Source organism: Coprobacillus sp. AF33-1AC, from assembly GCF_003475785.1.
In the GTDB taxonomy this organism is placed as follows: domain Bacteria; phylum Bacillota_I; class Bacilli_A; order Erysipelotrichales; family Coprobacillaceae; genus Faecalibacillus.
Map to the genome: position 1 here is coordinate 60400 of NZ_QRQB01000008.1, position 13672 is coordinate 74071.

At 29.5% G+C, this 13672-nt stretch carries 13 protein-coding genes; 12 read left to right on the plus strand and 1 reads right to left on the minus strand.

What is annotated here, in order from left to right:
- Positions 1–55: 55 nt before the first annotated feature.
- The 11 genes from DWZ53_RS04615 (at position 56) to rpsO (ending at position 10828) form a co-directional block, all read left to right on the plus strand.
- The gene (locus tag DWZ53_RS04615) at positions 56–2410 is read left to right on the plus strand and encodes a formate C-acetyltransferase/glycerol dehydratase family glycyl radical enzyme (protein ID WP_118432455.1); all 2355 of its coding nucleotides are present in this window, start codon (positions 56–58) and stop codon (positions 2408–2410) included.
- Positions 2397–3311 (plus strand): glycyl-radical enzyme activating protein, encoded by a 915-nt coding sequence (locus DWZ53_RS04620; RefSeq protein ID WP_118432457.1) that lies wholly within the window; start codon positions 2397–2399, stop codon positions 3309–3311. Before DWZ53_RS04615 ends, DWZ53_RS04620 begins: the two co-directional genes overlap by 14 nt.
- Before the next feature lie 13 nt (positions 3312–3324).
- A complete protein-coding gene (locus DWZ53_RS04625) occupies positions 3325–4005 on the plus strand; it encodes a fructose-6-phosphate aldolase (RefSeq protein WP_118432459.1) in 681 nt (226 codons plus the stop codon).
- Positions 4006–4073: 68 nt separating this feature from the next.
- Positions 4074–5216, plus strand: coding sequence for a D-alanyl-D-alanine carboxypeptidase family protein (locus DWZ53_RS04630; RefSeq protein WP_118432461.1), 1143 nt, complete (start codon positions 4074–4076; stop codon positions 5214–5216).
- Between the two features lie 88 nt (positions 5217–5304).
- Complete coding sequence (locus DWZ53_RS04635) at positions 5305–5628, plus strand: STAS domain-containing protein (protein ID WP_118432463.1); 324 nt, start codon at positions 5305–5307, stop codon at positions 5626–5628.
- On the plus strand, positions 5625–6071 hold the full coding sequence (spoIIAB, locus tag DWZ53_RS04640) for an anti-sigma F factor (RefSeq protein ID WP_118432465.1): 447 nt from the start codon (positions 5625–5627) through the stop codon (positions 6069–6071). The genes DWZ53_RS04635 and spoIIAB overlap by 4 nt, the downstream gene beginning before the upstream one ends.
- Complete coding sequence (locus DWZ53_RS04645) at positions 6049–6774, plus strand: SigB/SigF/SigG family RNA polymerase sigma factor (protein WP_118432467.1); 726 nt, start codon at positions 6049–6051, stop codon at positions 6772–6774. Before spoIIAB ends, DWZ53_RS04645 begins: the two co-directional genes overlap by 23 nt.
- A gap of 21 nt (positions 6775–6795) precedes the next feature.
- Positions 6796–7311: a signal peptidase I gene (lepB, locus tag DWZ53_RS04650; protein WP_118432469.1), complete on the plus strand. Its 516-nt coding sequence runs from the start codon at positions 6796–6798 to the stop codon at positions 7309–7311.
- 127 nt (positions 7312–7438) lie between these two features.
- On the plus strand, positions 7439–9193 hold the full coding sequence (locus DWZ53_RS04655; RefSeq protein ID WP_118432484.1) for a phosphoenolpyruvate carboxykinase: 1755 nt from the start codon (positions 7439–7441) through the stop codon (positions 9191–9193).
- 73 nt (positions 9194–9266) lie between these two features.
- A complete protein-coding gene (locus tag DWZ53_RS04660) occupies positions 9267–10268 on the plus strand; it encodes an AI-2E family transporter (protein ID WP_118432471.1) in 1002 nt (333 codons plus the stop codon).
- A 293-nt stretch (positions 10269–10561) separates the two neighbouring features.
- Positions 10562–10828: a 30S ribosomal protein S15 gene (gene rpsO, locus DWZ53_RS04665; protein ID WP_118432473.1), complete on the plus strand. Its 267-nt coding sequence runs from the start codon at positions 10562–10564 to the stop codon at positions 10826–10828.
- Positions 10829–10914: 86 nt separating this feature from the next.
- On the opposite strand, the gene glmS is transcribed toward rpsO, so the two are convergent.
- The gene (glmS, locus tag DWZ53_RS04670) at positions 10915–12738 is read right to left on the minus strand and encodes a glutamine--fructose-6-phosphate transaminase (isomerizing) (RefSeq protein WP_118432474.1); all 1824 of its coding nucleotides are present in this window, start codon (positions 12736–12738) and stop codon (positions 10915–10917) included.
- Positions 12739–13079: 341 nt separating this feature from the next.
- On the opposite strand from glmS, the gene DWZ53_RS04675 reads away from it, so the two are divergent.
- Positions 13080–13598 (plus strand): hypothetical protein, encoded by a 519-nt coding sequence (locus DWZ53_RS04675; protein WP_118432476.1) that lies wholly within the window; start codon positions 13080–13082, stop codon positions 13596–13598.
- The last annotated feature ends 74 nt before the right edge of the window (positions 13599–13672 follow it).

Consider the following 13672-nt stretch of genomic DNA (forward strand, 5'->3'; position numbering starts at 1 on the left):
TATAGCCGTATAATAGCGATGTAATAATAAAAAACAATAAGAAGGGGAGATGAAAATGGATCATTTGTATCAAACAAAACGTATTTCTTTATTAAAAGATAAAATGTTAAATGCTCCACGCTATGCGTCTATTGAACAAGCTAGAATTATTACTCGTGTTTATAAAGAAAACCCAGATTTATCGATTGCAAAAAAAAGAGCTTTATCTTTAAAAACAGTTTTAGAAGAAATAGAAATTGGTGTTGAACCAGAAGAATTAATTGTTGGTAATCGTACTAAAGGGGTTCGTTATGGCGTTGTTTTTCCAGAAAGTGGTTGCTCGTGGGTTAATCAAGAATTTGAAAGTTTGCCTACTCGACCTCAAGATCGTTTTTTAATTCATGATGAAGATGTTAAAGAATTTAGAGAAAATATTTTTCCATTTTGGCAAGGAAAGTCAATGGAAGATAAAATAAAAAACAGATATGGTAAAGAAATTGACGCGATGAGTAAAGTAGTAAAGATCAATCAAAAGGATCATGCTCAAGGACATATTTGTCCTGATTCATCGTTATGGTTAAAATTAGGTCCGCAAGGACTAATGGATCAAGCCAAAGAAAAATTAAAAACATGTCGAGAAGATCAAAGAGAATTTTATGAATGTACTATTATGGTTTTACAAGGAGCATGTACATTTATGCATCGCTATGGACAATATATTGATTCTATTTTAGATAAACAAAGTTTACAAAATCAAGAATCTTTAAAGGTTGTAAGAAATCATTGTTATTTTCTAGCAAAAAATCCGCCTCATCATTTTCATCAGGCATTACAATCTTTGTGGTTTTTATTTGTTATTTTACATATGGAATCCAATGCATCATCTTTTTCTCCAGGAAGAATGGATCAATATCTTTATCCATTTTATAAAAAGGATAAAGAAACAGGGCTTATTGATGATCAACAAGCATTAGAACTTATTGAATGTTTATGGTTGAAATTTAATGAAATTGTGTATTTAAGAAATAAAAATAGTGCTAAATATTTTGCAGGATTTCCTATTGGATTTAATATTGCTATTGGTGGATTGGATCAAAATGGAAAGAGTACTTATAATGAGGTATCTTTACTTTGCTTAAAGGCACAATATCATTTAGGTTTGCCACAGCCTAATCTATCAGTACGATTAAATAAAGGAACAAGTCATAAATTGATGCAAGAAGCAATTAAAGTGGTGGCTAAAGGAAGTGGCATGCCACAATTCTTTAATGACGAAGCAATTGTTCAAACAATGATTCATGATTTAAATATTGAGCCTCAAGATGCGTATAATTATGCTATTGTTGGTTGTGTTGAGTTAACAACTCATGGTAATAATTTGGGATGGTCTGATGCTGCGATGTTTAATTTTAATAAAGCATTAGAATTAACATTGAATCATGGTAAATGTTTATTAACTCATCAACAAATTGGTCTTGATTTAGGTGGGCTAGATACCTATCAAACTTATCATGACTTAGAAAGAGCTTTTAAAAAACAAATAGATTATTTTATTGAAGAAATGATGAAGGCAGAACAAGTAGTTGAAAAAGCACATCAAGAATGTTTGCCAACAGCTTTTCTTTCAACAGTGATTGATGACTGTTTAGAAAAAGGTTTAGATGTAACTCGAGGTGGTGCTAAATATAATTTATCTGGTATCCAGATGATACAAATTGCTAATTTGGCGGATTCGTTGGCAGCTTTAAAGAAATTAGTCTACGATGAAAAAATGATTGATCAAAATGAACTTTTAAAAGCTTTACAAAATGATTTTAAAGGATATGAAGTTATTCAAACAATGTTACTCAATAAAGTACCTAAATATGGAAATGATGTAGCATGGGTAGATAAAATGGGATGTAAATGGGCTGAGTATTTTAGAGAACGGATGAAAGATTATACTAACTATCGTGGAGGACCATATCATACGGGAATGTATACTGTTTCTGCTCATGTGCCAATGGGTGAAAATGTAGGTGCTTCTCCAGATGGTAGAAATGCTCTTACACCTTTAGCTGATGGTGGGATGTCTCCTGTTTATGGAAGAGATTTATCTGGTCCTACTGCTGTATTGAAATCAGTATCTCGTTTGAATAATTCACTTACTACAAATGGTGGCTTATTAAATATGAAATTTTTACCAGAATTCTTTAAAACAGAATCTGGAATGAATAAATTTGAAATTTTATTAAGAGCATTTGTTGATCTTCAAATACCACATATCCAATTTAATGTCGTAAGAAAAGAAGATTTACTTGACGCTAAAGTTCATCCTGAACGTCATCGTTCGCTTACGATTAGAGTGGCTGGATATACTGCCTATTTTGTAGAATTAGCAGGTAAACTTCAAGATGAAATAATTGAAAGGACAACGTATGACAACATCTAAAGCACTTGTTTTTGATATTAAGCGTTTTGCGGTTCATGATGGATTTGGTATTCGAACAACGGTCTTTTTTAAAGGATGTCCTTTAAGATGCAAGTGGTGTCAAAATCCTGAAGGATTGTCTATAGAAAGAGAACCTATCTATTTTAAAAATAAATGTATTCATTGTTACCAATGCTTAAAGTTAAGTCGTCATGGACAAATAGATAATAAAAATGGAATCATACATATTCATAATCATCACGAATCTTTTGAAGAAATTGTTCAAGCATGTCCAGCAAATGCAATAACGTATGATAGTCAATATTACACGATAGATGAATTATTTAAAAAAATAAAAGCTGACGAAGTTTTCTTTAGAGATGGCGGTGGGGTCACTTTTTCGGGTGGTGAACCATTTATGCAAGGACCGTTTTTAATAGAAATATTAAAAAAATGTAAAGCGGAAAAGATACATACTGCATTAGAAACATCGCTTTATACGTCGTTAGACTTAATTAAGGAAGCTTTACCTTATTTAGATCTTATTTATGCTGATTTAAAAGTTTTCGATGATGATTTACATCAACAATATACAGGTGTTTCAGTTAATAGAATAAAAGATAATTTGAGTTATATTTTAAGGAGCATTCATCGAGATAAAGTGATAGTCAGAACGCCTTTGATTCCTTCGATGAATGCAACTGATGAAAATATAAAATCAATAAGTCAGTTTCTTATTGATTTATATCCAAATGTAAAATATGAGTTATTAAACTATAACCCCCTTGCTTCATCAAAATATGAATTATATAATTTTACATATGGTGTAAGTAAACAATATAAAATGTTTACTCAAGAAAAAATGCAACATTTCTATAATGTTGTTTTACAAACAGGATTAAAAAATTTAATAATAGAATAAGGAGAAAAAGAAAATGGAATTTATTATTGATACAGTGAATTTAGAAGAAATTAAGGATGCAGTAGAACATATGCCAATTGTAGGAGTAACAAGTAATCCTTCAATTGTTAAAAAGACAAGCCCTCAAGATTTCTTTGCTCATATGAAAGAAGTGAGAAAAATTATTGGTAAAGAAAGAAGCTTACATATTCAAGTCATTTCAAAAGATTGTGATACGATTGTTAAAGAAGCACATCGTATTTTAGATGAAATTGATGATCAAGTTTATATTAAAGTTCCTGTTTCATATGAAGGAGTTAAAGCTATTAAAATTTTAAAATCACAAGGTGTTAATGTAACAGCAACAGCTGTTTATGATTTAATGCAAGCTTATATGGCTTTAGCAGCAGGTGCTGATTATATTGCTCCATATGTTAATCGTATTGGAAACTTAGGAAATGATCCAATGGAACTTATTAATGAATTATCTAATCGTATTGTTCAAGATGGTTATGATTGCAAAATTCTTGCTGCTAGCTTTAAAGGAGTTCAACAAGTTAGAGATGCGTTTAACTATGGAAGTCAAGCTATTACAGCACCGGTAGATGTATTAAAAGCCATTTTTGCTAATCCAAGTATTGAAAAAGCAGTGAATGATTTTAACGCTGACTGGTATTCAGTATATGGTGAAGGTAAAGGAATATGTGATTTATAAGAACCTGCGGGTTCTTTTTTTATCATGAAAGTTAAAATTAAACATACAGTATATTGAGGCGATAAAAGATGTTTAAAAAGATATTCTGTAGTTTGGTTGTATCTTTTATGATGATATGTCATGTACAAAAAATAGAAGCACTCTCTTTGATAGAAGATGCATCAAGTGCTATTTTAATTGACTGTGAAAGTCAACAAGTTCTTTATCAAAAAAATGAAACAAAAAAATTATATCCCGCATCAACAACAAAGATTATGACGATGATTTTATTGTTTGAAGCAATTGATCAGCATACCTTAAAATGGAATGATGTATTAACTTGTAGTGAATATGCTTCTAGCATGGGAGGGAGTCAAGTTTATCTAGAGCCTAATGAAACAATGAGTGTCAAAGATTTATTTAAAAGCATAGCCATTGCAAGTGCTAATGATGCTTGTGTTGTAGTTGGTGAAGCCATTGGTGGTAGTCATGAACATTTTGTTGAAATGATGAACAAAAAAGCTAAAGAACTTCAACTGGTCAATACGCATTTTGTTAATGCAACAGGATTACATGATCCTAGTCATTATACATGTGCTAAAGATTTAGCCACAATGGGAGCTTATTTAATTAAAATAGGCGGTAAAAGGTTATTTGCCGTGACATCACTATATGATTCATATATCCGTGAAAAAACAAATAAAAAATTTTGGCTTGTCAATACAAATAAATTATTAAAACAATATCCTGGCGTTGATGGTTTAAAGACAGGCTATACTAAAGAAGCGGGATATTGCATTGTGACAACTTGTAAAAAAAATAATATGCGATTGTTAGGTGTTTTAATGAATGAAGCATTACCCAAACAAAGAAATGAAGATATGTGTAAAATGTTGAATTATGGTTATAGTCATTATCAAAGGAAACAACTCATTAAAAAAGAAACTGTAATTGATCAAAAAAAAATAAATCACTATATGCATGGTCAAATTGATGTCATTGTCAAAGATAATATCTCATATTTGAAAATGAAATCAGATCATCAAAAAGTAACATGTCAAAAGAAATATTATGATTTAACATTACCTATTAGAAAAGGACAAGTTATTGGAAAGCTTGAAATAAAAAAGGGTTCTCAAGTTTTAGCAGATTATCCTTTATATAGCAAACAAACAATTATAAAACAGAACTATTTTCAAAGAGTCTATGAAATCTATAAAAGATTAATTTAGACTCTTTTGTTTTATTAATTCTAGTTTTGTCGAATCTATTTCTTTTAAAAAAATAAAAGTATATGATACAAAAAAAGGAGATGAAAGGATGGAAAATAAGATCACATATGAGATTGTACAGCACCAAACAGTTATCCATTTTTTTGGTGAAGTAGATATTAATCATGTGGGGTATTATCGTAGTAAGATTCAAACTATTTTTTTATTGGATGATGGTGATGTTATTTTTGATTTCAAAAATACAACTTTTATAGATAGTGCTGGTATTGGTCTAGTATTAGGACGTTTTCAAAGTTTAGAAATGCAACAAAGAAAGTTAAGTCTATGTGCATTGTCTAAAACGGCTTATAAAGTATTTGAATTATCAGGATTGTTTGAATTAATGGATTATTTACAGGAGGTTAAACTATGAAAAATGAAATGGACTTGTCATTTACTGCGAAAATTGAAAATGAGTCTTTTGCAAGGACATGTGTTGCTTCATTTTTGACTCCTTTAAATCCTTGTATTGATGATGTAGTAGAAATCAAAACAATTATTGGTGAAGCGGTGAGTAATGCGATTATCCATGGTTATAACAATGACGGTGTAAGTAAAGTCTTATTAAGTGTTATGATTGAAAATCAACAAACAATTAAAATGATAGTTCAAGATTTTGGTAAAGGAATAAAAAATATTGAGGAGGCTAAAAAACCGATGTTTACTTCTAAAAAAGAATTAGAACATGCGGGGATGGGATTGACGATTATTGAAGCATTGAGTGATCGTTTAGAAATTATTTCAACTTTAGATTTAGGAACAAAATTAATTATGGTTAAGTCATTACAACAATATGATGAAACAAAACACGATTGATTTAATTAATCTTGCTCAACAAGGGGATGAAAGAGCAAAAGAACAAGTTGTTAGTCAAAATTTAGGTCTTGTATGGTCAATTGTTCATCGATTTAAAAACACATATTACGATAAAGAGGACTTGTTTCAAATAGGGTGTATTGGTTTAATGAAGGCTATTAATCATTTTGATAGTCATTATGGTGTACAATTTTCCACTTATGCAGTACCCATTATTATGGGGGAAATTAAAAGATATTTTAGAGATGATGGGTCTATTAAAGTATCACGTTCATTAAAAGAATTAAACTTAAAAATCAATAAGGCACGTGAAGAATTAACAAAGCAATTAGATAGACAGCCAACAATTAGAGATATTGCATTAAAGTTAGATGTTGATGAACAAAGTGTTGTTGAAGCTATTGATGCATCTTATTATCCTACATCATTATCAGAACCAATATATGAAAGAGATGGTTCATCAATATCAATGGAAGAAAGAATTGAAGATAAGCATCATCATATGTGGTTTGAAAAAATGGCTTTAAAGTTAGAAATAGAGAAGCTAGATGAAAAGGAAAAACTTATTTTATTGATGCGTTATAAACTAGAATATAATCAAGAAAAAGTTGCACAGAGATTGCATATTTCTCAAGTTCAGGTTTCAAGATTAGAAAAAAAAATCATTATGAAACTGAGAAATCATTTGAATGATGGTCATTAAATGATATAATACCCACAGGTGATGAATGTGAATGAAAAAGATGATATTTTAAAAGGCTTTTTAGAACTTGTTAGAGTTGTTGTTGTTACTGTGATAGTGACAGTTTTAATTTTACAGTTTGTACAAGTTTCTAAAATATATGGGACATCAATGGAAAATACTTATCATGAAGGGAATATTGTTCTTGTAGATAAGGTTTTTTATAAAAAATCTTCACCTCATTATAATGATATTGTTGTTGTTGATTATCAAAATAGTGGTGATGAAACTTTTATTATTAAAAGAGTCATTGCATTAGGTGGTGATCATATAGAAATTAAAGATGATCAAGTTTATCGAAATGGTCAATTATTAAAAGAAAATTATATTAAAGAAGCGATGGTTAATTGTGATGATTTATCTATTGATGTACCAAAAGGACAAATATTTGTAATGGGAGATAATCGAAATGTATCTCTCGATTCAAGAAGACTAGGATGTTTTAGTTTTAAAAAAGATGTTATTGGAAAAGTGTTTTTTAAGGTTCCGTTTTTTTAAGAAAACGGAACTTTTTTGTAAAAAAATTATTATTTTATTTGATTGTATACAAAATTGTGGTAAACTATTTTTTAATCAATGGGTGGGGGAAGTTTTACTTGTTGAGAGATATAGAAAGGGTGGTAAGATGGCTTACAAATTTAAAATTACAAGAGGTAATGCAATTCTTAATTTTTCAGAAGAATATTGTCAATCACGTTGTGAATTGATTGAAAGTGAATCGTTTGCGCGTGTTTTAAAGGGATATATTCATGATATTAAAAGAAAAGAAACAACAACATATGCTTATTTAAGTGAAGTAAAGAAAGAAAGCATTGAAATTGTTAATGATTTAAGAACTGTATTTAAATTATTATTAGTTATGGGATGTGATGAGTTATCAAAAACTTATCCTGAATTTGCTCCATACTTTAGAAATACTGATGAATTTGCAAAAGTAGTTGAAGATATTTATTTATTCTGGCGTCGTTTACAACGTTATAGTATCGTATATAATGAAAAATCAAGTAAAGGATATCAAAATGTTCAATTTGCTGATGCACAAGTAAAATTTGAAGAACTTGTATTATCAGTATATCGTTCAATTAGAGAAAAATGTATTGGTTATAAAGAACATGTTTTACGTCAAATCACTGCGGGGGTTAATGCTGGTTTACGTGTAACAAATATGCGTTCATTTTTACCATATGAATATCGTAATCTAGATGATATTCCATTTATTGAAACGGTCATTATTCATCCACCATTTATTACATATTCTAAACGTAATAAACGTGATGGTGTTTTCCCTGAAACAAAGAGAAATCCAATTGAGGATTTAAAATTTGATGCAGATCAATGGTTCTGTTATCCTGCTAAAGTTGGCGATTTATTATGCTTTGTATACTTTAATACTGCGTTTATGGCTCAAGGAGTTACATTATGTAACTTATTTGAATTAGCGACAGAAGAAGAATATCGTAATCGTAAACCAGATATGATTTATGTATATGGATACGAAGATGGTAAAAAACATCAATCATTCTATCAAGATGATGAAAATGATATGATGGTTGCTTTACTTTCTGCATGTGATGATTTTGATTATTTTGGATATATGAAGAAAATGATGTTAACATTACATAATGTTAGAAAAATCAATCAAAAACAATTACCAATCCACGGAGCAATGGTAAAGATTACATTACATGATGGTAGTGTAAAAAATATTGTTGTTATGGGGGATAGTGGTGCTGGTAAATCTGAAACAATTGAACAAATTAAAGTGTTTGGTGCAGCCTACATTCGTGATTTAATTACTGTATATGATGATATGGGAGTATTATCATTAGATGATAAAGGTGTAGTTAAAACATCTGGTACAGAAATTGGTGCCTTTGTTCGTTTGGATGATTTAGATGCAGGATATAGTTTTAAAGAATTAGACCGTTCAGTATTTATGAATCCAGATAAAGTAAATGCACGTATTGTTATTCCTATTACTGATTATCGTGATGTTGTAGCTAAACATGATGTAGACATGTTCTTATATGCTAACAATTATGAAGAAGGTGGCGATGCTTTACACTTCTTCAATAATGAAAAAGAAGCTCTAGAGGTATTTAGAGCTGGTAATCGTATGGCAAAAGGAACAACAACTGAATATGGTTTAGTTGGAAGTTATTTTGCAAATCCATTTGGACCAGTACAAAGACAAGAACAAACTGAAATTATCTTACAAGATTACTTTAAACGTATGTTTAAACAAGGCGTTAAAGTTGGTCAATTACGTACTCGTTTAGGAATTAAAGGTAATGAACATAATGGACCAAAAGAAGCTGCTGAAGCAATCTTAAAATATATTACTGGTGATAAAGAATTAAAGAAATTAGAAGAAGAATAATTGTTTAAAAGGATAACTTGTTTAACAAGTTATCTTTTTTTTTATTTTGCATATAATGAATGGGTGATATGAAATGGATAAAAAAGATGATGTTATCCATTTTATTTATTATTTCATTAAATTTTTACTTACATTAGGTGTTATTTATCTATTATTTAAGTACGCATTAGTCTTGCTTATTGGAGCGGTTGTAGCTTATTTGTTAAAACCATTAGTAACAAGAATATGTCAGTATTATTCAATCAAAAGTAAGTTTGTAAGCAACATAATAGCCATCATAATAGTTATTTTTACTTATATGTTAGTTATTTTGTTTTTTATTGTTTTTGTTATTGTATCATTACGCATACTAAGTTGTATGCCATCCGTTATAGATTCTTTATATCAAACGATAGTTATAAAAAAAGAGTGGCTTTCTTTTTTTACATTAATTTATAATTATACGCGTCATTTTTTTGAAAATATTCTTTCTCAACTTGTTTACCAGGTAATGAATTTTGCTTTAGATTTGACAACAGTACTTGTTAAAATATTTTTTTCATTTTTATTTTCAATATTGTTTATGATTGATTTCTCTTATATAAAAAAATGGATGTTAATATTACCATATCATTGTAAGATAATTCATTTTATTCGGATAGGAAAACAGGTCATCTATGCGATGATTAAAACATATGTCATAATTTTTGTTTTTACTTTTTTTATTTTGATTTGTTGTTTATCTCTAGTTTTGAAGAATCATGTATTTTTGATTTCATTTTTTATTTCTCAATTCGATTTTTTACCAATTCTGGGTATTGATATGATTATGCTTCCTTGGATTGCTATATGTTTTATTACTCATGAAATAAAAAAAGGAATTTTTTTAATTATTACGTATGTAATAGTCATCATCATGAAGAATATTATGGAACCTAAATTATTAGGAAATATCACAGGAATAAAACCTAGTATTGTATTTGTTATTATGTTTTTGTTAATGAATTTAGGTGGGATTAAAGGGTTGTTAATTCTACCAATAGTTATGATTGTTTTGAGTATGATAAAAATAGATAGATTAAATAAAAATGGTTGATTGTGCAAAATAGGTGTTTTTCATGATGATTGTTTGTTTGATTGCTGTTTTTGTGATATAAGTTATCATGTATTAATTATCTTGAACGTATAAATTTAAAAGGGGGAAATTAATAAATATGTATAGATTGGCTGGGGAACCAATCGAAAATATGAATTTGAATTCATAGCGACAAAAAGAATTGACAAATTCATTATATTTGATATAATGTCAAAGTCGGCTACAACTAGGATATGCGAGTACTCGACGTATACCTTGGGGTAAGCTAAGTAAAATAACAGGAGGATAATAAAATGTTAACTAAACAAGAAAAACAAGCAATCATGACTGAATATGCTACTAAAGAAGGAGATACAGGATCTCCAGAAGTACAAATCGCTGTTTTAACTGCTGATATCAACAAATTAAATGAACACTTCAAACAACATCCTAAAGATAAACATTCTAACAGAGGTTTATTAAAGAAAATTGGACGTAGAAGAGATTTATTAAAATACTTAAAAAATAAAGATCTTGAAAGATATTCTTCATTAGTTGCTAAATTAGGATTAAGAAGATAATTAATCATAGCTGTCGTAAGACAGCTTTTTAATTAAGAAAATAGCATAAACAAAAGGACCTCTGGAATACACCAGAGGTCTTTATATTATTCAACTGTAACTGATTTAGCAAGGTTACGAGGTTTATCAACGTCGCACCCTTTTAGATTAGCTGTATAATAAGCAATTAATTGTAAAGGTATAGCAACAATGATAGCTTGAAGAATTGGATGAACATCAGGCAATATATATGTTTCACAGACATTCTTTAATTCTTGTCCTTGAGTTGTAAATAAGATAACTTTTGCTCCACGAGCAATTGTTTCTTGAATATTTGAAATTGTTTTTGCAGCTATTGTTGGTTGGGTAGCTGCTGCAATAATAATGCTACCTTCTTCTATTAAAGCAATAGGTCCATGCTTTAATTCGCCGGCCATATAGGCGTCAGCGTGCACATAAGAGACTTCTTTTAATTTTAATGCTCCTTCTAAAACAGAAGCATAATCAAGCCCACGTCCAATAAAATAAGCATCATGTTGATCTTTTAAATAGGTTGCGTAATTTTCAAATGTTTGTGTATCTTTTAAAATGTTTTCAATATATTGAGGCAATGAAGCAATACCTTCAATCAATTTTTTATATTCATCACTTTGATGACCTAATGATTGAGAAACATACATTGCAAGTAAAATAAGGACGATAAGTTGTGTTGTGTAAGCTTTAGTACTTGCTACAGCAATTTCTGGTCCAGCACATGTATAAATCGTATGAGCAGCTTCACGAGAAATTGTAGAACCTAATACATTAGCGACAGCAATTGTAGCACATTGTTTTTCTTTAGCTAAACGAAGGGCAGCTAATGTATCGGCTGTTTCTCCTGATTGAGAAACAAAGATACAAAGTGTTTTTTCATCAACAATAGGATCACAATATCTAAATTCGCTTGCTGCTTGAGTAAATGTAGGAATACCAGTTAGTCTTTCTAAAATATGAGAGCCTACAAGACAAGCATGATAAGCAGTTCCACATGCAATAAAATAAGCTTTGTTGAAGTTTTGGAATTGATCTTTCATATCATCTAATTCTGGTAAAACAATACGATCTAATCCTTCAACACGACCTCTTAGTGTTTCTTGGATAGCATGAGGCTGTTCAAAAATTTCCTTTAACATAAAAGTTGAAAAACCTGCTTTTTGAGCTGCTTCATTATCATAAGGAATTGTTGTCATTTCTTTTTCTATTGGATTTCCTTCTTGGTTGAAAAAAGAAATATTTTCTTTATCTAAAATAGCAATTTCATAATCGTTTAAAAAGTAAACATCTTTGGTATAGTCTAAAATAGCTGGTATATCACTTGCAGCAACGCTTGCGTCTTGAGTTTTACCTATAACTAAAGGACTATCTTTTTTTGTAATATAAACTTTATCTGGATCGATTGTTGAAACAATACACAATGCATAGCTTCCGTCTATTTTATTAATTACTTTTTTTAATGCTGTAAATAAGTCATTTGTTTGTTTGTAGTATAAATCTAATAAATGAACAACAACTTCACTATCGGTTTCTGAATGAAACTGATAACCTTTTTTTAGTAATTCTTCTTTAAGTTCACGATAATTTTCAATAATTCCATTATGAACAAGTGAAATTGTATTGTCGTTATTTGTATGAGGGTGTGAATTCAAATTGGATGGAATTCCATGAGTAGCCCAACGTGTATGTCCAATCCCTACATGTCCTTTCACTTCTTCTTCGCTAAGCAAATATTTAAGATTTTGTAATCTTCCTTTTGCTTTTTTTGTAAATAAACCAAAAGATTCAACTGTTGTAATACCAGCAGAATCATAACCACGGTATTCAAGCTTTTCTAATCCTTGTAATAAAAAAGGTAAAGCTTCTTTTCTACCGCTGAATGCAGTTATCCCACACATATTCAATTTTCCTCCTATAATATAAAATATGATGTTATTTATAAGAGGATACCGAATGAATTTGTTTAACAATCACTTGTTATTTTTGTTCATTGTTCAGGTAGTATCATACCTCTAGACCATCCGCCGAATCTTTCGATAAGTCTAGCCCTCGTCAACTATCATTGATAGTCCTGGCGCTTAATTGATTAACATATCTCTTAAAATAACAACGCTATTATATATAAGATATGTATTTTGTTCAAGAAAAATCTTAATTATGAATAAAAAATGTAATTTATTTCATAATAAAAAAAGAAATTTTAAAAATAATTCCATATATAAATAGTGGAGGGATGAATATGTCAGTAAAAAGTAATTTAAGAGAAATTAGTAAGTCGTTGGAGAATTTAGAAAAAACTGGAATTTATGATGTTGAAAAGTATTCCCATTCATTATTGCATCTTACAAGCCAATTAGAATATTTTTATTGTCATCTTGTTAAAGATGGTGGAGGTGATAGTGATAATACATATTATCGAATTGCACATCGACCTAAGGTACATCAACTAGCATATTTTAATATTGGTAGAGGCTTTCCTAAAGAGTTAATGGATGGGCACTGGTGTTATATTTTAAAGGATATGGGTTATAAAATGCTTGTTGTGCCTTGTACTTCTTTAAAAGGAACAGCATGTAATCCTGAATATGAGATGGATATTAAAATAAAAATGGGGAAACAAATATCAAATAGTAGAATACAGTTAAGTGATTTAAGGACGGTTGATAATCAACGATTAGATTTAAGAAAACCATTTTGTGATGTTTTAACAGATGAAAAGGAAATTAAATCTTTTATTGAAGAACATTTGTTTAAATAAAAAACACCTGTGGTATACACAGGTGTCCAGACTGTTGACAAATTGACTATCGACAGTCTTTTTAAAATTTGTTA

Bases quoted from the DNA above. Each gene is read 5' to 3' on its own strand.
- lepB (WP_118432469.1), top strand. From the start codon at position 6,796: ATGAATGTGAATGAAAAAGATGATATTTTAAAAGGCTTTTTAGAACTT.
- DWZ53_RS04660 (WP_118432471.1), top strand. From the start codon at position 9,267: ATGGATAAAAAAGATGATGTTATCCATTTTATTTATTATTTCATTAAA.
- spoIIAB (WP_118432465.1), top strand. From the start codon at position 5,625: ATGAAAAATGAAATGGACTTGTCATTTACTGCGAAAATTGAAAATGAG.
- DWZ53_RS04630 (WP_118432461.1), top strand. From the start codon at position 4,074: ATGTTTAAAAAGATATTCTGTAGTTTGGTTGTATCTTTTATGATGATA.
- DWZ53_RS04675 (WP_118432476.1), top strand. From the start codon at position 13,080: ATGTCAGTAAAAAGTAATTTAAGAGAAATTAGTAAGTCGTTGGAGAAT.
- rpsO (WP_118432473.1), top strand. From the start codon at position 10,562: ATGTTAACTAAACAAGAAAAACAAGCAATCATGACTGAATATGCTACT.
- DWZ53_RS04625 (WP_118432459.1), top strand. From the start codon at position 3,325: ATGGAATTTATTATTGATACAGTGAATTTAGAAGAAATTAAGGATGCA.
- glmS (WP_118432474.1), bottom strand. From the start codon at position 12,738: ATGTGTGGGATAACTGCATTCAGCGGTAGAAAAGAAGCTTTACCTTTT.
- DWZ53_RS04620 (WP_118432457.1), top strand. From the start codon at position 2,397: ATGACAACATCTAAAGCACTTGTTTTTGATATTAAGCGTTTTGCGGTT.
- DWZ53_RS04635 (WP_118432463.1), top strand. From the start codon at position 5,305: ATGGAAAATAAGATCACATATGAGATTGTACAGCACCAAACAGTTATC.
- DWZ53_RS04645 (WP_118432467.1), top strand. From the start codon at position 6,049: ATGATGAAACAAAACACGATTGATTTAATTAATCTTGCTCAACAAGGG.
- DWZ53_RS04655 (WP_118432484.1), top strand. From the start codon at position 7,439: ATGGCTTACAAATTTAAAATTACAAGAGGTAATGCAATTCTTAATTTT.
- DWZ53_RS04615 (WP_118432455.1), top strand. From the start codon at position 56: ATGGATCATTTGTATCAAACAAAACGTATTTCTTTATTAAAAGATAAA.